At 68.0% G+C, this 19,911-nt stretch carries 14 protein-coding genes and 1 rRNA gene; 9 read left to right on the forward strand and 6 right to left on the reverse strand.

The genetic code is table 11. From position 1 onward, the window contains the following. Positions 1-22: 22 nt before the first annotated feature. Positions 23-137: ribosomal RNA gene (rrf, locus tag AC5P98_RS18945) — 5S ribosomal RNA — on the forward strand. A gap of 352 nt (positions 138-489) precedes the next feature. Here the strand turns inward: rrf and AC5P98_RS18950 are convergent. From AC5P98_RS18950 to hemH, 3 genes are all read right to left on the reverse strand, one after another. Then, positions 490-2,595, reverse strand: a complete 2,106-nt coding sequence (locus tag AC5P98_RS18950; protein WP_049404566.1) for a methyl-accepting chemotaxis protein — start codon at positions 2,593-2,595, stop codon at positions 490-492. Positions 2,596-2,885: 290 nt separating this feature from the next. After that, on the reverse strand, positions 2,886-3,740 hold the full coding sequence (locus AC5P98_RS18955) for an alpha/beta fold hydrolase (RefSeq protein ID WP_032957858.1): 855 nt from the start codon (positions 3,738-3,740) through the stop codon (positions 2,886-2,888). Further along, entirely contained in the window at positions 3,737-4,699 is a 963-nt protein-coding gene (gene hemH / locus AC5P98_RS18960) for a ferrochelatase (RefSeq protein ID WP_049404564.1), read from the reverse strand. The genes AC5P98_RS18955 and hemH overlap by 4 nt, the downstream gene beginning before the upstream one ends. Positions 4,700-4,864: 165 nt before the next feature. On the opposite strand from hemH, the gene AC5P98_RS18965 reads away from it, so the two are divergent. The 4 genes from AC5P98_RS18965 to tatC all read left to right on the forward strand — a co-directional run bounded on the left by AC5P98_RS18965 (position 4,865) and on the right by tatC (position 7,287). Continuing rightward, positions 4,865-5,764 (forward strand): lipid-binding SYLF domain-containing protein, encoded by a 900-nt coding sequence (locus AC5P98_RS18965; RefSeq protein WP_046433307.1) that lies wholly within the window; start codon positions 4,865-4,867, stop codon positions 5,762-5,764. A 75-nt stretch (positions 5,765-5,839) separates the two neighbouring features. Continuing rightward, positions 5,840-6,067, forward strand: a complete 228-nt coding sequence (gene tatA, locus AC5P98_RS18970) for a Sec-independent protein translocase subunit TatA (protein WP_014648907.1) — start codon at positions 5,840-5,842, stop codon at positions 6,065-6,067. A gap of 15 nt (positions 6,068-6,082) precedes the next feature. Beyond that, positions 6,083-6,541, forward strand: a complete 459-nt coding sequence (gene tatB / locus AC5P98_RS18975) for a Sec-independent protein translocase protein TatB (RefSeq protein ID WP_032957854.1) — start codon at positions 6,083-6,085, stop codon at positions 6,539-6,541. Continuing rightward, the gene (tatC, locus tag AC5P98_RS18980; protein WP_005420449.1) at positions 6,538-7,287 is read left to right on the forward strand and encodes a twin-arginine translocase subunit TatC; all 750 of its coding nucleotides are present in this window, start codon (positions 6,538-6,540) and stop codon (positions 7,285-7,287) included. The genes tatB and tatC overlap by 4 nt, the downstream gene beginning before the upstream one ends. 85 nt (positions 7,288-7,372) lie before the next feature. On the opposite strand, the gene AC5P98_RS18985 is transcribed toward tatC, so the two are convergent. The 3 genes from AC5P98_RS18985 to AC5P98_RS18995 are packed head-to-tail and all read right to left on the reverse strand — an operon-like array spanning position 7,373 to position 10,888. After that, positions 7,373-8,284 carry a BPSS1780 family membrane protein gene (locus AC5P98_RS18985; protein ID WP_014648905.1) on the reverse strand — a complete coding sequence of 304 codons (912 nt, stop codon included), beginning with the start codon at positions 8,282-8,284 and terminating at the stop codon, positions 7,373-7,375. A 50-nt stretch (positions 8,285-8,334) separates the two neighbouring features. Then, complete coding sequence (locus AC5P98_RS18990) at positions 8,335-9,081, reverse strand: glutamine amidotransferase (protein ID WP_049404561.1); 747 nt, start codon at positions 9,079-9,081, stop codon at positions 8,335-8,337. Continuing rightward, a complete protein-coding gene (locus AC5P98_RS18995; RefSeq protein ID WP_014648903.1) occupies positions 9,053-10,888 on the reverse strand; it encodes a GspE/PulE family protein in 1,836 nt (611 codons plus the stop codon). The genes AC5P98_RS18990 and AC5P98_RS18995 overlap by 29 nt, the downstream gene beginning before the upstream one ends. Before the next feature lie 83 nt (positions 10,889-10,971). On the opposite strand from AC5P98_RS18995, the gene glyQ reads away from it, so the two are divergent. The 4 genes from glyQ (at position 10,972) to AC5P98_RS19015 (ending at position 19,910) form a co-directional block, all read left to right on the forward strand. Next, entirely contained in the window at positions 10,972-11,883 is a 912-nt protein-coding gene (glyQ, locus tag AC5P98_RS19000; RefSeq protein ID WP_014648902.1) for a glycine--tRNA ligase subunit alpha, read from the forward strand. An 87-nt stretch (positions 11,884-11,970) separates the two neighbouring features. Then, positions 11,971-14,046 carry a glycine--tRNA ligase subunit beta gene (gene glyS / locus AC5P98_RS19005; protein ID WP_049419124.1) on the forward strand — a complete coding sequence of 692 codons (2,076 nt, stop codon included), beginning with the start codon at positions 11,971-11,973 and terminating at the stop codon, positions 14,044-14,046. Between the two features lie 213 nt (positions 14,047-14,259). Beyond that, positions 14,260-16,056, forward strand: a complete 1,797-nt coding sequence (locus AC5P98_RS19010; protein ID WP_049407641.1) for an autotransporter assembly complex protein TamA — start codon at positions 14,260-14,262, stop codon at positions 16,054-16,056. Next, positions 16,053-19,910, forward strand: a complete 3,858-nt coding sequence (locus tag AC5P98_RS19015) for a translocation/assembly module TamB domain-containing protein (RefSeq protein WP_049419122.1) — start codon at positions 16,053-16,055, stop codon at positions 19,908-19,910. Before AC5P98_RS19010 ends, AC5P98_RS19015 begins: the two co-directional genes overlap by 4 nt. Position 19,911: the final 1 nt, after the last annotated feature.

Raw genomic sequence — 19,911 nt, forward strand, 5'->3', positions numbered from 1 at the left:
AGTGCGACGCTCCAAAAGCCTCCCTGGTGAAATTAGCGCTGTGGAACCACCCGATCCCATCCCGAACTCGGAAGTGAAACGCAGCTGCGCCGATGGTAGTGTGGCTCAAGCCATGCGAGAGTAGGTCATCGCCAGGGTTTATACCCAAAACCCCGCTGCTTGCGCAGCGGGGTTTTTCTTTGTGCGCAGAACATGCGGGTAGCGCCGGCCGCCGGCCGGCACCGCCATAGCTGCACACCGGCCGGTAGATGCACGCCATGCGTGGATATTCTCCGCGGGCAGCCCCAGCGCCAACCAAGGTTGGCGACTACCGAGGGCATGCGGGCGCACAGTAGATCCACGCCGTGCGTGGATGCGGCGCCAGCCAGGGTTGGTCGCTCCTCACGGCAGGTCCGGAAGCGGACTTTCCTGACCCATCACGCAAAAGCAGGCAAAAAAAACGGCGCCCTGCGGGCGCCGTCTTGACCGGGATGGAACTGCAGGCCCGGATCAGGCGGCCCGCGAGACCTCGTGCGGTTCCTGCTGGCGGAACACCGATACCGCCTCGGTAAGCGTACCCGCCTGCAATTGCAGCTCGCGTGCGGCCGCGGTGGCTTCCTCCACAAGCGCGGCATTCTGCTGCGTCGCCTGGTCCATCTGCACCACGGTCTGGTTGATCTGCTCGATGCCGACCGACTGCTCCTGCGAGGCCGCCGAGATCTCGTGCATCAGGTGGCTGACATTCTCAACGCCCCCGACAATGCCCTGCATCCGCTGGCCCGCATCGGCCACCAGCTGGGCGCCTTCGCCCACCTGGCGACCTGCCTCATCGATCAGCTTCTTGATTTCTTGAGCCGCAGCGGCGGAGCGCTGCGCCAGCACGCGCACCTCGCTGGCCACCACCGCGAAGCCACGGCCCTGCTCGCCGGCACGGGCGGCCTCCACTGCCGCGTTGAGCGCGAGGATATTGGTCTGGAAGGCGATGCCATCGATCACGCCAGTGATGTCGCCGATCCGCTTCGAGGCTCCCTCGATCGCCTGCATGGTGTCGACGACCCGCTGCATGGCGACGTTGCCGTCGCTGGCGGCGCTCTGGGTGGTGATCGCCAGCTGGCTCGCCTCGCGCGCATGGGCAGCGTTCTGGCGCACGGTGGCAGTCAGCTCTTCCATCGAAGCGGCGGTTTCCTGCAGGTGCGCTGCCTGGCGCTCGCTGCGCTCGGACAGCGCGCCATTGCCCGCAGCGATTTCGCTGGCAGCGGTGCTGATCGAGGACGCGCACTGCTGGATACGGCCCACCATGCGCGCCAGCTGGCCGGCGGTGGCGTTGGCATCGCGCTGGATCGCGGCAAAGGCGCCGTGATACTCGCCATGCATGCGTCGATCGAGATCGCCGCTGGCCAGCGCCGAGAGCATCTGCCGCACCTCGTCAACCGTACTGCCCAACGTATCCAGCAGCTGGTTGATGCCACCGGTGAGGCCATCGAGGAAGCTGGCACCTTCGGTTGCCTGCAGGCGCTGGTCGAGGTCGCCGGCGGCGGCGGCCGCGACGATGCCGGCGACGGCGTTCTCCAAGGCGAGCTCATGGGTACGGTCATGCCACTCCACGGCAAAGCCCAGGCGCACGCCCTGTGCGTCGAAGACCGGAGTAACCACCTGTGCGAAGTGCACCGGGCCGATCTGTACCTTGCCGTTGTGGCTGACCTGCAGGCCATTGAGGATGGCGCGGATCCGGTCCGGGTTGGCGTGGAAGCGATGAATGCTGCTACCGACCAGGCGCTCGGCATCGAAATCGGGGAAGGCCTGGCGCAACGTTGCCTGCTGGTTGCGCAGCAGGGCCACCACCGAGCGGTTCACGTAGCGGATCACGTGATCGTTGTCGGCAATCATCATCGCGGTGCGCGAGGCATCGAGGGCCTGGCGGATCTGCGCGTTCTCGGCGTGTGCCTCCGCTTCGCGTCCACGCTGGGCCTGCACATGGCGTGCGGTGTCGGCCAGCGCATGGGCCAGCGAACCCGGTGCGTAGGCGGTGGTGTCAGCATGTGCACCAAGATCGGCGCCGGTGGCGATGTCGCGCGCCAGCGCGGCCAGCCGGCGGGGACCGTGGCCGAGTGCTTCGGTCTGCTGGCGGAGCCGCAGTGCGACCTGGCCAAGGAACAGGGTCAGGCCGGCCAGCATCGCGGCCTGCAGCAGCGCCGGCCCCACCGCAGCACCGGCCGGCAGCGGGGCCAGCAGTGCAAGCGTGCCGATGCTACCGGCCAGCCACACCGGCAGACGATCGCGATGGTCCAGCAGCACGCCCAGCAGCAGGGCGATCGGCAACGCCGGCGACAGGCCGGTGATCGCGGACAACAGGGCCAGCTGCAGCGCCACCAGGATTGCCAGGGCGTTGCGGGCGATGCCGCGGCCTGCCAGCGGACCGGCCAGCCACAAGGCGGGCAGCACAGCGCCCGCGGCCAACGCGGCGGCCACACCGTGCGGACCGCGCAGGGCCAGCACCAGCCCGGTCACGGCCAGTGCCGCGCTGCCGGTCAGCAGGCGGCGGTCAGCACCGCGGGCGAGCTGTTGCAGGTGCGACAGGCGGGCGGTATCGGGGGGACGGGCGGATGCAATGGACATCGGAGGCTCCTGGGTCAGCAGACGACAACGAGCACGCCGCAACGCACGCAGCAGGGCGTGACGAGGGCGGGTGCCGGGAATTCGAGGGATGCGGCGCGATCAGCGACGCGGAGACGGGACACCGCGGCCACATCCTGTGGGTGACGGTGCAGCAGAGCGGGCATGCGGACTTCCTTGCAGAACCAGACACATGCCGCAGGACCGACCGGGCCCGCGTGCAGCGGGCGCAGGGGCCCACAACTGATGTATCGGCCGCAAACGCGCGGAGTGAAGCGCGCGGACGCCTGCGCTCAGCCGGCGTTGTCGTTGCTGAAGAAGTGCAGGATCACGCCTGCGATCTGTTCCGGATCTTCCATGTGCAGGTGATGGTTGCCGGGAAACACTGCCAGCCGGCCATCCCGCAGGTGCTGCAGGCGATCGCTGCGCATCGGCTCGGGATAATACGACTGCGCCGGCGTGGCATAGATCACCTGTGTCGGGCAGGCGATGGCCTGCAGCAGGTTGTCGATCTGGCCCTCGCTGAGGCGGATCGCGGTGGGCAGCATCAGGCGCGGATCGCTGCACCAGCGATACCCGCCTTCGACCGGTTCCACGCCGCGCTCGACCAGCAGTCGTGCGCACGGTTCGCTGAGCTGGTTGGTCATCATCCGTGCGCGGATCGGCGCGGCCAGGTCGGGGAACACGCGCAGCTGCTTGCGCGCCAACGCACGGGTTGCGTTCACGTGCTCGCGCAGGCGATGGGCGGTCTCTTCTTCGGGGCCGCGCAGGCCGCCGAGAGCTTCGATCGCCACCAGGCGCTCGACGCGGTCGCTGACCGAGGCGGTGAGGCTGGCGATGCCGGCGCCCATCGAATGGCCGAGCAGGCTGAAGCGGTCCCAGCCCAGGGCGTCGGCCACATCAAGCACGTGGCAGATCGCGGCCGCCGTGGTGTAGCTGGCACCGGCCGGCAGGTGCGCGCTGTGGCCATGGCCGGGCAGGTCGATCGCCACCAGCTGCAGCGACGCCAGGTGCGGCGCCAGCGGCACGAAGCTGGCGGCATTGTCGAGCCAGCCATGCAGGGCCAGCACGCGCGGGCCGTCGCCGCTGTTGCGCAGGCCGGCGACGCGGGTGCCGCCCACCTCGAGTTCAAAGGGTTGCAGACTCATGCCAGCGAGGCCACGGCCAGTCGTGCCAGGGCGCGCGCGTGTTCCGGTTCGGCATTGAGGCAGGGGATGTAGCGCATCGTCGCGCCACGTTCGGCCAGCGTTTCGGTGAAGCCCATCGCGACTTCTTCCAGCGTTTCCAGGCAATCGGTGGCGAAGCCGGGGCAGACCACGTCGATCTGCTTCACACCGGATTCGGCCAACGTCCACAGGCTCGGCTCAGCGTAAGGCTGCAGCCAGCGCTCGCGGCCGAAGCGCGACTGGTAACCCATCTGCCAGTCGTCCTTGCCCAGGCCCAGCGCGTTGGCGATGGCCTGCGCGCTGGCCTCGCAGCGCTGCGGATACGGATCACCCGCGTCGGCCAGGCGCTGCGGGATGCCGTGGAAGGAGAACATCAGTTTCTGGCTGCGGCCGTGCTGTTCCCAGTAGCGGCGGATCGAGCCGGCAACGGCCTCGACCCAGCCCGGGTCGACCGAGTAGTCGCGTACCAGACTGACGGTCACGCCCGGGTTGCGCCGCTGCCAGGCGTCGACGCGGTCCTCGACCGAGGCGGTGGTGGTGGTGGAGTACTGCGGGTACAGCGGCAGCACCACGATGCGGCGTGCGCCTTCGGCGGCGAGGCGGTCGAGCTCGTGGGCCAGGGCCGGTTCGCCATAGCGCATTGCGTGGCGCACTTTCAGGGTTGGCAGCAGGGCCTGCATCGCCTGCGCCAGCTGCCGGGTATGGACCATCAGCGGTGAGCCATCCGGCAGCCAGACCTGGGCGTACTTGGCCGCCGAACGACTGCTGCGCAGCGGCAGGATCAGTCCGCGCAGCAGCGGCTGCCACAGCAGTGGCGGGATCGCGACCACGCGGCGGTCGGACAGGAATTCGGCCAGGTAACGGCGTACGGCGGGGGCCGTCGGCGTATCGGGCGTGCCTAGGTTGACCGCCAGCACGGCGGTATCGGGTGCGTCGAGCATGGGGTGCATTGTCGCCGATCCGGTGCCGCGCCGGGATGCAGGGTTCGGATTGCTGGCATAGCGCGCATCTATGTGAGCAGGGAACGCTCATTGGGGATTCATGACAACACTACTAATTTCAGTCACTTGCTATATCTTCCTATGGACTGACTTCTGGAGCCTGCCATGCGTCGCCCGATCCAAGCCCTGCTGATCGCCGCCAGCCTGCTGTCCAGCCAGGCCATGGCCGGACCGCAGGAAGACCAGCGCGCCCGCAATGCCGTGCGGGTGCTGGCGGAGATCCAGGAAATCCCTGAACAGGGAATTCCGGACAAGTTGCTCGATGAAGGCCGCGCGGTCATCGTCATTCCCGACACGATCAAGGCCGGCCTGGTCATTGGCGGTCGTCGCGGCCACGGGCTGATGTCGGTGCGCATGCCCAATGGCGCCTGGTCCAGCCCGGTATTCGTCAAGCTGACCGGTGGCAGCATCGGCTTCCAGGCCGGCGTCCAGTCTTCCGACGTAGTGCTGGTGTTCCGCAACGACCGCAGCCTGGACAACCTGGTCAATGGCAAGTTCACGCTTGGCGCCGATGCCGGCGTTGCCGCCGGTCCGGTCGGCCGCAATGCCGCCGCCGCCACCGACGGCCAGCTGAAGGCCGAGATCTGGTCGTGGTCGCGCGCGCGCGGCCTGTTCGCCGGTGTTGCGCTGGATGGCGCGGTGCTGCAGATCGACGATGCCGCCAACCTTGACGCCTACGGCAGCAACACCACGCCGCGCATGATCTTCGAAGGTCGCGCCGTCGGTTCGCCGTCGATGGACGTGGTCGCCTTCCGTGATCGTCTGGAAGAGGCCACCTACGCCGCCCGCAACAACCGCAACGGCAACGGTGGCAATGCGCCGCGCCCGGCGCCGGCCCCGGCTGCCGCCCCTGTGCCTGCGCCTGTTCAGGCAGCACCGGCGGCCCCGGCCGAAGCCACCACCGCGCCGCTGCAGAACGTTCCGCAGAACCCGCCGCCGCAGCAGCAGGGCTTCCAGCCGGTCAACGACGGCGAAATCCGCACGGAAACGCTGGGCGGAAACTGACTTTCGTCACGCGCGCCGGCTAACAGCCGGTGCGCTATGCTCGACAGCCTGATCACTAACGTAACGAGCGTCTTTATGGGCAGTTTCAGCATCTGGCATTGGTTGGTCGTGCTGGCCATCGTCCTGCTGGTGTTCGGCACCAAGCGCCTGACCAGTGGCGCCAAGGACCTCGGTTCGGCGGTCAAGGAATTCAAGAAGGGCATGCGCGACGACGACAAGCCGAACGCGCAGCTGGGCGACGAGTCGCGCAGCCAGGACGCCTCGCGCACCGCGCAGGACGAGCACGACCGCACCCCTCGCTGATCCGGAGCGGTCGCGGTGTTTGATATCGGCTTCAGCGAACTGCTGGTGATCGCCGTGGTCGCCCTGGTGGTGCTCGGTCCCGAGCGCCTGCCCAAGGCGGCCCGCTTTGCCGGCCTGTGGGTGCGTCGCGCCCGCAATCAATGGGATTCGGTGAAACAGGAACTGGAGCGCGAACTGCAGGCCGAGGAGATCAAGCGGCAGATGCAGGACGTTCGCCAGGGCATGCAGGACACCGAGAACCAGCTGCGTGCCAGCGGCGAAGCGATCCGTCGCGAAGCGCAGGAGGCGCAGCAGCAGGGCGATACGCTGGCGCAGGAGGTACGCGCACCGGCGCCTGCGGATCTGCCGCCGCATATGAGCGGCCTGACCCGTGCCGATGCACCGGTACAGGAGGGCGTCGCTCCCGAGCCGACGCCGGCGACACCCCCTGAAGCCGGTGCGCCGCCGCCGCCGCGCACGGAGCGCCAGCCATGAGTGAACAGGATTTCGGCGAGAGCTCGCTGGTCGAACATCTGGTGGAACTGCGCGGCCGCCTGGTGCGCGCATTGCTGGGCCTGGGCGTGGTGCTGCTGGCGCTGCTGCCGTTCACCCAGAAGCTGTACAACGCGTTGGCCGAGCCGCTGGTCTCGCAGCTGCCGAACGGGCAGACGATGATTGCCACCAATCCGGCCGGCGCCTTCTTCGCGCCGTTGAAGCTGACCTTCTTCGTTGCCCTGTTCGTGGCGGTGCCGTGGCTGCTGTACCAGCTGTGGGCCTTCGTCGCGCCCGGCCTGTATGCGCGCGAGAAGCGCCTGGCGGTGCCGCTGCTGGTGTCCTCGGTGCTGCTGTTCTACACCGGCTGTGCCTTTGCCTACTTCCTGGTGCTGCCGGCGGTGTTCCACTTCCTCACCACCTTCAGCCCGGACGTGATTGCGATCACCCCGGATGCAAATGCCTACCTGGATTTCGTGCTGGCGATCTTCTTCGCCTTCGGCGGCAGCTTCGAACTGCCGGTGGCGATGGTGATCCTGGTGCTGCTGGGCTGGGTGACGCCGCAGCAGTTCAAGGAAGGCCGCGGCTACGCGATCGTCGGCATCTTCGTGCTGGCGGCGGTGCTGACCCCGCCGGACGTGGTTTCGCAGCTGATGCTGGCGATCCCGATGTGCCTGCTCTATGAGCTGGGCATCCACGCCGCACGCTGGCTGGTGCCGTCGTCGGCAGTCAAGAAGCCCGCCGCCTGAAAGAAAAAAGGGGACGGAGGGGATTAAGTCGTTTATGCCCAGTGTGTGCAGCTAACGACTTAATCCCCTCCGTCCCCTTTTTTCATCAGGCGTGGAAGATGTCGCTCGAGGTCGGCGTGGTCGGGATCGGCGGTGCGGCGCGGCTGCCACGGTGCACGAACATCTGCTTCCACGCGGCGTACACCGCGCCGACATACAGCGGCATCAGCACCGTGGTCAGCACCAGCTGGGCGATGAAGGCGGCGGCCAGCGGGCCGCCGATCAGCATCGCGATCTGGATCACGATCACGAACAGGATGTAGATGCAGAACGCGGCGATCAGGCCGAGCACGGCGAACACGATCATCGCGCCGATGTTCTCGATGCAGCCCTGCAGGCTCAGGCGCAGCGCGTGCATGCCGCTCTGCTTGTCGAACACCACCAGCGCCGGCTGGGTGAACATTGCCAGCGACAGTGCGACCGCGCTCAGGAACACCAGCAGCATCCACAGTGCGATGCGCTTGGCCGGCAGGTTGGCCACCAGCGCCGCAGCATCGTCCGGCTTGATCTGCTGGCCACTGCGGCTGATCTCTTCCATCTTGGTCATTACCTCGCTGAAGGCGGTGAAGCCTTCGCGGCCGATCATCAGGAACAGCAGCGCGCCCAGCAGCAGCACCGCCAGCACCTGGATCGCCAGCGGCACCAGCAGGTGGCTGACGCGGTGGTCGCGGATCGGCTGCAGCAGGTGCGAGGCCAGGCCCGGGCGACCTTCGTCGATCTCACCCACGGCGTACAGCATGCCGCCGAACATGATCGGCGAGATGGCCAGGGTCATCAGCTGCACGGCCATGCCGGCAGCGCCGGGAATCAGCGTCGACAACAGGGTGACCACCCAGCTCACCAGCAGCCAGGTCAGACCGATCCGGGCCAGCTGCAGCGGCGCACGCCGATACAGCGAGAACGTATCCAGCAACCACTGGGCGCCCGCCGAGGCCGGCAGCTTGCGAATCTCTTTCATGGACATCCGGGAAGGACAGGAGGGGGCCGGGCGCTTGCCCGTGCCGCCGATTATCCCTGTTTTGCCGCCGGCTGGGCTGAAGACAGCCGCGCCTGGCGAACGAAGCGGCGCAGCAGCTGGCGCGCCAGCGGTGCGGCGCTGACCGCGCGCTCGATGCTGCGGGCACAGCCGCCATGGCGGCCGATGCAGTCGGCGCGGGCACGCACGTAGCCGCGCATGTGGTGGGTGGCGAACTCGGGGTGGAACTGTACGCCCCAGGCCTGGCGCCCCCAGCGGAGGGCATGGCAGCCATCCAGCGGCGAGCGCGCCAGCACTTCGGCACCGTCAGGCGCGCGCAGCACGGTCTGCAGGTGGGTGGCGTGGGCGGCGAAGTGCTGCGGCAGGCCCTGGAACAGCGGGTCCTGCGCGGCCTGCGGCTGCAGCTCCAGTTCGATCGTGCCCGACTCGCGCCCGGCCGGGTTGTAGGCCACCTCGCCACCCAGCGCGTGCGCCAGCAGCTGGTGCCCGTAGCAGATACCGAACACCGGCAGGTCGTCGTGGGCGGCCTGGCGCAGCCATGCGGCACTGCGCTCACTCCATTCGGCGTGGTCGGTGACGAAGGCGGCCGAGCCGGTCACCAGCACGCCGGCGAAGGCATGCGGGTCGGGCAGGGCATCCCCGTGTTCGACATCGACCACCACCGTCTCGTGCTCTTCCAGCCCGGCAGCCACCCGGATCCAGTGCGGGAAGCGCCCGTAGCGGCGCAGCGACGGCACCGGTCGGCCGGTTTCAAGGATCAGGAACGGGGCTGGGTTCATCCGGGGGCGGCAGGACTGACAGGACTTCCTCGATTGTAGTCAGCCCCTGCGCCACCTTTTCAAGCCCGGCCTGGCGCAGGGTTCGCAGCCCTTCAGCCCGCGCGGCACGGGTGAAACCGGCCAGATCCATGTCGGCGCGGATCTGCCCACGCAGCCGCGAGCCCAATGGCAGCAACTCATACAGGCCGATGCGGCCGAGGAATCCGGTGCGCCGGCACTCCAGGCAACCAACCGGCCGACAGGGCGTGGCGGCATCTGGATATGCAGCTTGGCTATCAGCCAGCACCGCCCAGTCGGCAGCACCAAGGGTGTGCGGCTGCTTGCAGTGCGGGCACAGGGTGCGCACCAGGCGCTGGGCGAGGATGCCGTTGAGGGTGCTGGCCAGCAGGTAGTGCGGCACGCCCAGGTCGAGCAGGCGGGTGACCGCCGACGGCGCGTCGTTGGTATGCAGCGTGGACAGCACCAGATGGCCGGTCAGCGAGGCCTGCACCGCCATCTGCGCGGTTTCCAGATCGCGGATCTCGCCGATCATGATGATGTCCGGGTCCTGCCGCAGCAGGGTGCGCACGCCGCTGGCGAAGTCCAGGTCGATGTTGGCCTGCACCTGCATCTGGTTGAACTCGGGCGCGATCATCTCGATCGGGTCCTCCACGGTGCACACGTTCACGTCCGGCGTGGCCAGCCGCTTCAGCGTGGAATACAGGGTGGTGGTCTTGCCTGAGCCGGTCGGGCCGGTGACCAGCACGATGCCGTGCGGGCGTTCGACCAGTGCATTCCAGCCGGCGGCCTCCTGCGGGCTGAAACCCAGCTGGTCGATGCTCTTGAAGGCGGCATCCGGGTCGAAGATGCGCATCACGCACTTTTCGCCGAAGGCGGTGGGCATGGTCGACAGGCGCATCTCGACCTCGCGGCCGCCCGGCGAGCGGGTCTTGATGCGGCCGTCCTGCGGGCGCCGGCGTTCGGCCAGGTCCATGCGGCCGAGCACCTTGATGCGGCTGACCACGGCGGTCATCACCGCCGGTGGCACCTCGAAGACCTTGTGCAGCACGCCATCGATGCGGAAGCGCATGCGCCCCATCTCGCGGCGCGGTTCCAGGTGGATGTCCGAGGCGCGCTGTTCGTAGGCATATTGCAGCAGCCAGTCGACGATGTGCACGATGTGCTGGTCGTCGGCATTGACGTCGCCGGTACGGCCCAGCTCGACCAGCTGCTCGAAGCTGGGCAGGGTGGTGCTGGCTTCGCCGCGGACATCGCCGCGCGCGCCACGCACCGAGCGGGTCACCCCGTAGAACTCCATGGTGTAGCGGTGCAGGTCGAGCGGATTGACCACCGCCAGCTCGATGCTGCGGCGGGTCAGGTGCTGCAGATCGCGGCGCCACTCCTGCACCAGCGGCTCGCTGGTGGCCACCAGCACCCGTTCGGCATCCACCGCCAGCGGCAGGAAGCGGTGGCGGCGGGCGTAGGCATGGGAGACCAGCGCGGTGACCGCAGCGACGTCGACCCGGGTCGGATCGATGCGCAGGTAGCGGCTGCCGGTGCGCCGGGCCAGCCATTCGGTCAGGCGTTCCAGGGTCAGTTCGCCACCGTCGCGGGCGGCCAGCTTGAGGTTGGACAGCAACACCAGCGGGTGCACTTCACTGGCATTGCGCGCGCCCTGTGCGGAAAACCGCATGCGCTCGACGTCGTGCTCGGCCACCAGGCCATCGGCCAGCAGCGCTGCGCAGACCTGTTCGAAATGCAGGCGGCCCCACGGCAGCGGGATGTCGCCTGGCTCGCCGGGCGTGCCCACCGGCAGCCGATGTTCCATCTGCCTGCTCCTCCCGGGTACGGAATGCCCCGCAGGTCGGCCGTTATACTAACGCACCCCCTTGCCGGCCAAGACTCGTACGCATGTCCGCGACCCCGACCGTTCCGATCACCTTCCAGGGCCTGATCCAGACCCTGAACCAGTTCTGGGCCCAGCAGGGCTGCGTGCTCATCCAGCCGCTCGACCTGGAGGTGGGCGCCGGTACCTTCCATCCGGCCACCTTCCTGCGTGCGATCGGTCCGGAACGCTGGAACGCGGCCTACGTGCAGCCGTCGCGCCGCCCGACCGATGGCCGCTACGGCGAGAACCCGAACCGCCTGCAGCGCTACTACCAGTACCAGGTGGCGATGAAGCCGGCGCCGGACAACATCCAGCAGCTGTACCTGGATTCGCTGAAGGCGCTGGGCATCGACCCGCTGGTGCACGACCTGCGTTTCGTCGAGGACAACTGGGAATCGCCGACGCTGGGCGCCTGGGGCCTGGGCTGGGAAGTCTGGCTCAACGGCATGGAAGTGACCCAGTTCACCTACTTCCAGCAGGCCGGTGGCCTGGAGTGCCGCCCGGTGCTGGGCGAGATCACCTACGGTCTCGAACGCCTGTGCATGTACCTGCAGAACTGCGACAACGTCTACGACCTGGTCTGGACCTACGGCCCGGACGGGCAACCGGTGACCTATGGCGACGTCTACCACCAGAACGAAGTCGAGCAGAGCACCTACAACTTCGAATACGCCGACGTGGACGAAATGTTCCACCGCTTCGATGCCTGCGAGCGTGAAGCGCAGAAGCTGGTCGAGGTGGGCCTGCCGCTGCCGGCCTACGAGCAGGTGATGAAGGCCAGCCACACCTTCAACCTGCTCGATGCACGCCGCGCGATCAGCGTGACCGAGCGCCAGCGCTACATCCTGCGCGTGCGCGCGCTGGCCCAGGCGGTGGCCAAGGCGTACTACGAGCAGCGCGAGAAGCTGGGCTTCCCGGGCGCGAAGAAGGCCTGACGGGCCGTCCGCACCCACCCGCTTTTCATCAACTACCCGGGGCGCCGGACGCGTCGCGCGCTGCGCCCCCACCACAGGATCGAACCGATGAGCCAACTGTCCCCCCTGCTGATCGAACTGGGCACCGAGGAGCTGCCGGTCAAGGCGCTGCCGGGCCTGGCCCAGGCGTTCTTCGACGGTGTTGTCGAAGGCCTGCGCACGCGCGGCGTCGCGCTGGAACTGGGTGATGCACGCCCGCTGTCGACCCCGCGCCGCCTGGCCGTGCTGCTGCCGGGCGTGGGCCTGGAACAGCCGGAACAGCACAGCGAAGTGCTGGGCCCGTACCTGAACATCGCACTGGACGCCGAAGGCCAGCCGACCAAGGCGTTGCAGGGCTTCGCCGCCAAGGCCGGGATCGACTGGACCGCGCTGGAGAAGACCACCGACAACAAGGGTGAGCGCTTCGTGCACCGCGCGGTGACCCCGGGCGCACGCACCGCCAGCCTGCTGCCGGAGATCCTGCGCGAGGCGATTGCAGCGATGCCGATTCCCAAGCCGATGCGCTGGGGCGGCCACACCTGGGGCTTTGCCCGCCCGGCGCACTGGCTGGTGCTGCTGCACGGTACCGAGGTGGTGGAGGCCGAACTGTTCGGCCTGGAGGCCGGCCGTGTCAGCCGTGGCCATCGCTTCCACCACGACCAGCCCGTGTCGCTGGCCCAGCCGCAGGACTATGTTGAAGCCCTGCGCGCCGCCTTCGTGCTGGTCGACCCGCACGAGCGCCGTGCGCGCATCGTCGCCGAGGTCGAGGCCGCCGCGGCCAGGGCCGGTGGCAGCGCCCGCATCACCGACGACAACCTGGAGCAGGTGGTGAACCTGGTCGAGTGGCCGTCGGCGGTGCTGTGCAGCTTCGAACGTGCGTTCCTGGCAGTGCCGCAGGAAGCGCTGATCGAAACGATGGAGATCAACCAGAAGTTCTTCCCGGTGCTGGATGCCGCAGGCACGCTGACCGAGAAGTTCATCGGCATCGCCAACATCGAATCGAAGGACGTGGCCGAGGTGGCCAAGGGCTACGAGCGGGTGATCCGTCCGCGTTTCGCCGATGCCAAGTTCTTCTTCGACGAGGACCTGAAGCAGGGCCTGGTATCGATGGGCGACGGCCTGAAGACGGTGACCTACCAGGCCAAGCTGGGCAGCGTGGCCGACAAGGTGGCGCGCGTGGCCGCACTGGCCGAAGTGATCGCGCCGCAGGTTGGTGCTGACGCCGCGCAGGCCAGGCGCGCCGCGCAGCTGGCCAAGAACGACCTGCAGTCGCGCATGGTCAACGAGTTCCCGGAGCTGCAGGGCATCGCCGGCCGCCACTACGCCGTGGCCGGTGGCGAATCGACCGAGGTGGCGCTGGCCATCGACGAGGCCTACCAGCCGCGCTTCGGCGGTGATGACATCGCGCTGTCGCCGCTGGGCAAGGTGCTGGCCATCGCCGAACGCGTCGACACGCTGGCCGGTGGTTTCGCCGCGGGCCTGAAGCCGACCGGCAACAAGGACCCGTTCGCGCTGCGCCGCAATGCGCTGGGCCTGGCCCGCACGATCATCGAAAGCGGCTTCGAGCTGGACCTGCGCGCGCTGCTGGCCAGCGCCAACGCCGGCCTGGCCGCGCGCAACGTGCAGGCCGATGTCGGCGAGCTGTACGACTTCATTCTCGACCGCCTGAAGGGCTATTACGGCGACAAGGGCGTGCCGGCCACGCACTTCAACGCGGTGGCCGAACTGAAGCCGGCCTCGCTGTACGACTTCGACCGCCGCCTGGATGCGATCGGCACCTTCGCCGCACTGCCGGAAGCCGAAGCACTGGCTGCGGCCAACAAGCGCATCCGCAACATCCTGCGCAAGGCCGAGGGCGACATTCCGGCGCAGATCGACCCGGAGCTGCTGCAGGAAGACGCCGAGCGCGCGCTGGCCGAAGCGGTCACCGCCGCCATCGACGACACCGGCGCCAGCCTGCACCAGAAGGACTACGTGGCCGTGCTGGCACGCCTGGCGCGCCTGCGCCCGCAGGTCGACGCGTTCTTCGACGGGGTGATGGTCAATGCGGACGATCTGGCGCTGCGTGGCAACCGCCTGGCGCTGCTGACGATGCTGGGCGAGCGCCTGGGCAAGGTCGCGGCGATCGAGCATCTGTCGAGCTGATGCCCGTATCGGTAGTGCCGGCCGCTGGCCGGCATTACCCCCGCGCACCGCATCGCCGGTGGATGTCCATCGGGGTCATTGCCGGCATCGCGCACGATGCCGGCATCCTCGCCTGCATTCACGATGATCGCCACAAAGGTGCGTATTTTGACCGCCACTTAACAACCGATCCCGAATGACGTGATGCATTTCGCATCATCACCTTCGGTCGGTATGCTGTCCCGCATGCAGCCAAAGAAATACGCCCTGCCGCTGATGGTCCTGTCGCTGGCCGCCACTTCCGTGGTCCACGCGCGCGGCACCATCGACAAGGTGGACATCAAGGGATTGGACAAGGGCGACGACGCCGCAATCATCGAGAACATCCAGGAATCGCTGTCGCTGTACGACACGATCGGCAAGGAACAGGGCGAATCGCGCCTGGAATACCTGCTGTCACAGGCCGAGCGGCAGACCCGCCAGGCACTGGAACCGTTCGGGTACTACAACCCGGTGATCAAGGTCGAGGCACCGCGCGAGGACGAACACGTGCGCGTGCTGATCCATGTCGACAAGGGCACCCCGGTGACCGTGCGCCGCGAGCACATCGACATCACCGGCCCGGCGATGTACGACCAGTACCTACAGGATGACCTGGCCGCGTTCAAGCCGCGCAAGGGCCAGCGCTTCGAGCACACCCAGTACGAAGCCAGCAAGATCACCATCACGCGGCGCTTGGCCGAGCGCGGCTACTTCGACGCCGACTACACCCAGCGCCAGGTGCAGATCACCCGCGCCGACAACGCCGCCGACATCGACCTGACCTGGGACAGCGGCCGCCGCTACAACATGGGCCCGGTGCGCTTCCAGCAGGACTACTTCGTCGACAAGCTGTTCGATCCACTGGTCTACTGGGACCAGGGCAGCTACTACCACGAGGGCAAGCTGGACCGGCTGCGCGAGTCGCTGACCAAGCTGGACTACTTCAGCGTGATCGACATCCAGCCGCGCCCGGACCAGGCCGACGAGAACGGCGAAGTGCCGGTGGACGTGAAGCTGACGCGCGCCAAGCGCACCATCTATACCGCCGGCCTGAGCTACGGCAGCGAGAGCGGCCCGGGTGTACGCGGTGGCATCGAGCGGCGCTTCCTGAACAACCGCGGCCACAAGATGAACACGCAGCTGGACTATGCGCAGAAGCGCAAGAGTCTGGTGACCAGTTACCGCATCCCCGCCTTCAACTGGCTCGACGGCTGGTACACCTTCGCCGCCAGTGCGTATGACGAGCAGACCGATTACATCGACCTGCGCAACTTCAAGCTGATCGCCAGCCGCAGCGGCGAGATCAACGAGCACTGGACCGCGATCGCCTCGATCAACGCACTGCGCGAGCGCTGGCGCTACGCGTCCGGCACCGAATTCACCGATGCCGTCTACAACACCTCGACGCTGGTGTACCCGCAGATGGTTGCCGACTACGTCAACGTCGACGACGAGATGTTCCCGCGCAAGGGCATCAGCGGCGCGGCGACGGTGCGTGCCGGCGTGGAAGGCGCCGGCTCGGATACCAGCTTCGTGCAGGCCAACGCCGTGCTGCGCTGGTACATCCCGGTGGGTGAAAGCAACCGCCTGATCCTGCGCGGTGAAGGCGGCACCACCTGGACCAGCGATCTGGTGGCGATGCCGCCGAGCCTGCGCTACTTCGCCGGCGGTGACCGCAGCATCCGCGGTTACGCCTACCGCGAAGTCGGCCCGCGCACACCCAAACCCGACAAATACGCGCTGGGCGCCAAGAACCTGGTGATCGGCTCGGCCGAGTACGAGCACTACTTCAATGGCGGCCCGTGGGGCGCGGCGGTGTTCGTCGATACCGGCAGCGCCTTCGACAACACCATTGACCTGCATACCGGCGTCGGCTTCGGCGTGCGCTGGAAATCGCCGGTGGGCCCGGTGCGGGTGGATATCGCGCATGGCCTGAACAACCCGGATTCGCAGTTCCAGCTTTACCTCAACATCGGAGCGGACCTGTGAGCACGCCCGCACCGAGCCCCGGCACGCCACCGCCGCGCGTGCGTTTCTACCGCCGCCGCCGCTTCTGGGCGTGGTCCGGCGTGGGCGTGATCGGCCTGGTGCTGCTGGCGTTGCTGGCGGTGTACTGGCTGCTGCAGACCGTGGCCGGCCGCGATGTGCTGCTGGCACAGGTGGTGGCGCGGCTGCCGGTGGGCGCCAGCTTCACCTGGGACAAGGTGGACGGCCCGGTGGCCGGTCCGCTGACCCTGTACAACGTCGATTTCCGCTACGACGACATCCACTTCCACGCCGAGCGTGCGCACCTGGAGCCGGACCTGCGCCCGCTGCTGGGCCGCAAGCTGCTGCTGGACAAGCTGGAGCTGACCAACGCGACGTTGAACCTGGCCAAGAGTGACGAGCCGTTCAAGCTGCCATCGTGGCCGGATTCGCTGCCGCAGATCGAGATGCCGCTGGCGATCCAGGCCGATGCCATCGCCATCGACGGCTTCCGCATCAGCCAGGCCAACGAACCGGTGATCGACATCAGCCGGGTGCGCGGCGGCATCGAGATCGCCAATGGCGAGTTCCAGGCGCACAAGCTGGTCGTGGACAGCGACATGGGCAACTTCACCGCCCAGGGCCGTTACATTCCGGCCAAGGACTACGACACCGATGTGACGGTGACGGCGGTGCTGCCAGCACCGCGTGGGCGCACCGCCGCTACGGTGGGCCTGGTCGCACGTGGCGACCTGTCGCACATGGAAGTGGCCGTAGCCGGGCGCGCGCCGAAGCCGCTGCACGCGATGCTGGTGTTCGATGGCCGCACCGACCCGAGCTGGAGCGCCAGCATCCGCAGCGACGAGCTGGATCTGGCGCTGTTGTCGCCAGCATTGGCGAGCTCGGCGATTGCGCCGTTGTCGCTGGGCTTCACCGCCGCCGGCAAGGGCGGCAATGCCAACCTGCGCGGCAGGGTGAAGCAGGGCGACCAGGAGCTGGAACTGGCACCGTCGGTGGTGTCGCTGCAGGACCAGGTGCTGAAGGTCTCACCGCTGCTGGTGAAGGGCCTCGGTGGCGAAGCGCGGCTGGAAGGCACCGCCGACTTCAGCCAGGACGATCAGCAGAAACTCAATTTCTCGGTGGTCGCACGCGATCTGACCTACGTGCCGGCACCCGACCCGAACACGGCTGGCAGCGCACCGGTGCCGGTCACCCTGAAGGAAGCACGCTTCGGCCTGGCCGGTACCCTGAAGGCCTGGGCGGCGATCGGCCGTGCCGAGATCGAACGCGAGGCGCAGAAGGCGCAGCTGCAGTTCGACGTACGCGGCAATGACCAGGCCGCGTCGATCCACCAGCTGCAAGCGCAGACGCCGGGTGGGCAGCTGCAGGTGGAAGGCCAGGTGGCCTGGGCGCCGCAGCTGGACTGGGACGCCAAGGCCACGCTGAAGGACTTCGACCCCGGCTATTTCGTGCCGGGCTGGAACGGCCGCCTGTCCGGCAACCTGGCCTCCAAGGGCCGTCAGCTGCCGCCGCCGGCCAATGCCGCACCGGGCACGGCCGGCACGCTGGAAGCCACCGTCGACCTGCCGTCGCTGAAGGGCATCCTGCGCCAGCGCAACCTTGATGCACAGGGCAAGTTCGCGCTGCAGGGCGCGCAGGGCCAGGGTGACCTGAAGCTGTCGCTGGGCAGTAGCCGGGTGACCGCGTCGGGCAAGGTCGGCGACCGCCTCGACATCGATGCACGTTTCGAACCGCTGCAGCTGAGTGACCTGCTGCCGGGCGCCGACGGCGGCCTGCGCGGCCAGGTGCAGGTGAAGGGGCCGCGCGATGCGCCGGACATCACCGCCGACCTGGTCGGCAATAACCTCAACTGGGAGGGCTACGGCGCCGAGAGCGTGAGCATCAAGGGCCACCTGCCGTGGCGCGGCGACAGCGGCACGCTGGCGGTGCAGGGCCAGCAGGTCAACGCCGGCATGCTGCTGGAGCGCTTGAACGTGGATGCGCAGGGCAGTGTGTCCAACCTGCGCCTGGCTGCGCAGACCCGCAATGAGATGGGCGCGATCGAGCTGCAGGGCAGCGTGCGCCAGCAGGGGGCGCAGTGGCGTGGCGAGCTGGCCTCGCTGCGCATCGCACCGGTGAAGGGTGATGCGTGGTCGCTGCGTGCACCGGCGGCGTTCGCGATCAACGGCAGCACCTACACCCTGTCCGAAGCCTGCCTGGCCGCCGCCAGCAGCGGTGCGCTGTGCGCACAGGCCAACTGGCCGCGCGAAGGCCTGGTGGTGCGCAGTGACGCGCTGCCGCTGGCGCTGGTGCAGCCGTGGCTGCCGCCGCAGTCCGGCCGCCGCATCTACCTGCGCGGCGACGTCAGCCTGGACGCGCAGATCCGCCCGCGCGGCGCGGCCTGGGAAGGCCATGTGGAAGTGCGCTCGAAGGAAGGCGGCGTGCGCCTGGGCGAGAACCGCAACACCGTGGGCGATACCACCCGCGGCGAGCTGGTGCGCTATGACCAGTTCTCGCTGAAGCTCGACATGACCCCGGCCAGCATCAAGGGCTACCTGGGCATGGGCTTCCAGGGCAATGGCTTCGTCGACGCGAAGATGCAGACCGGCTGGGAAGCCAGCGCACCGCTGAACGGTGAGCTCTACCTCAACATGTCGCGGCTGTACTGGCTGGAGCTGTTCTCGCCGGACATCGTGCGCCCGACCGGCCTGATCGAAGGCCACGTCAGCCTGCGCGGTACGCGCGGGCAGCCGTCGCTGGGCGGCGACGCGCAGCTGAGCAACTTCAAGGGCGAATTCCCCGCGCTTGGCCTGACCTTCGACCAGGGCAAGGGCAGCTTCGTGGCCCAGCCCGACGGTTCGGCCAAGATCACCGCGCAGGCCAACTCGGGCCAGGGCACGCTGTATGTCGACGGCGGCCTGTCGTGGTTCGGTGATGCACAGCCGCTGCAGCTGAAGATCCACGGCGAGAACGTGCTGCTGTCCAACACCAGCGAGCTGCGCATCGTCGCCAACCCCAACCTCGACTTCACGTTGGCCAAGGCGGCGATGGAGCTGCGTGGCACCGTGCACGTGCCCGAGGCCGACATCGACCTGGAGCGCCTGGACCGTGGCACCTCGGTGTCCGAAGACGTGGTGGTGCTGGACCCGGCCGATCCGGAAGAGTCGCGCACCTCGCCGCTGGACATGGACCTGACGGTCAGCCTCGGCGACAAGGTGAAGATGACCGGGTTCGGCCTGAAGGGCGCGCTGACCGGCAAGATGCAGGTCTGGGCCAAGCCCGGCCGTGAAATGACCGCCAATGGCGGCCTGGAAGTGAGCGGCCGCTACAAGGCGTATGGGCAGGACCTGACCATCACCCGCGGCAACCTCACCTGGAACTACAACGCGGTGTCCGACCCGCGCATCAACATCCGCGCCGAGCGCCGGATCGGTGATGTCACCGCCGGCATCGACGTGACCGGGCGTGCGCAGCAGCCGCGCGCGGACGTGTGGTCCGATCCGGCAATGTCGCAGTCCGAGGCACTGGCCTATCTGGTGCTGGGACGCAGCCTGACCGGTGCCAGCAGCGACCAGGCGCAGCAGGTCAACGCGGCCTCGGCGGCGCTCTCGGCGGGCAGCGGCCTGCTGGCTTCGCAGCTGGGCGCCAAGCTGGGCCTGGACGACGCCGGCGTGAGCCAGTCGCGCGCGCTGGGCGGCTCGGTGATCGGTGTCGGCAAGTACATCTCGCCCAAGCTGTACGTCGGCTACGGCGTGTCGCTGGTCGGTGCCGGTTCGGTGATCACGCTGAAGTACCTGCTGCGCCGCGGGTTCGACGTGGAAGTGGAGTCGAGCACCGTGGAAAACCGCGGGTCGATCAACTGGCGGCGGGAGAAGTAAC

It is taken from the genome of Stenotrophomonas sp. YJH_SMC_135 (genome assembly GCF_059372355.1).

Excerpts from the sequence above, each read along its gene's own strand:
- AC5P98_RS18950 (WP_049404566.1), bottom strand. The coding sequence starts at position 2,595 with ATGTCCATTGCATCCGCCCGTCCCCCCGATACCGCCCGCCTGTCGCAC.
- AC5P98_RS18955 (WP_032957858.1), bottom strand. The coding sequence starts at position 3,740 with ATGAGTCTGCAACCCTTTGAACTCGAGGTGGGCGGCACCCGCGTCGCC.
- hemH (WP_049404564.1), bottom strand. The coding sequence starts at position 4,699 with ATGCTCGACGCACCCGATACCGCCGTGCTGGCGGTCAACCTAGGCACG.
- AC5P98_RS18965 (WP_046433307.1), top strand. The coding sequence starts at position 4,865 with ATGCGTCGCCCGATCCAAGCCCTGCTGATCGCCGCCAGCCTGCTGTCC.
- tatA (WP_014648907.1), top strand. The coding sequence starts at position 5,840 with ATGGGCAGTTTCAGCATCTGGCATTGGTTGGTCGTGCTGGCCATCGTC.
- tatC (WP_005420449.1), top strand. The coding sequence starts at position 6,538 with ATGAGTGAACAGGATTTCGGCGAGAGCTCGCTGGTCGAACATCTGGTG.
- AC5P98_RS18985 (WP_014648905.1), bottom strand. The coding sequence starts at position 8,284 with ATGAAAGAGATTCGCAAGCTGCCGGCCTCGGCGGGCGCCCAGTGGTTG.
- AC5P98_RS18990 (WP_049404561.1), bottom strand. The coding sequence starts at position 9,081 with ATGAACCCAGCCCCGTTCCTGATCCTTGAAACCGGCCGACCGGTGCCG.
- AC5P98_RS18995 (WP_014648903.1), bottom strand. The coding sequence starts at position 10,888 with ATGGAACATCGGCTGCCGGTGGGCACGCCCGGCGAGCCAGGCGACATC.
- glyQ (WP_014648902.1), top strand. The coding sequence starts at position 10,972 with ATGTCCGCGACCCCGACCGTTCCGATCACCTTCCAGGGCCTGATCCAG.
- glyS (WP_049419124.1), top strand. The coding sequence starts at position 11,971 with ATGAGCCAACTGTCCCCCCTGCTGATCGAACTGGGCACCGAGGAGCTG.
- AC5P98_RS19010 (WP_049407641.1), top strand. The coding sequence starts at position 14,260 with ATGCTGTCCCGCATGCAGCCAAAGAAATACGCCCTGCCGCTGATGGTC.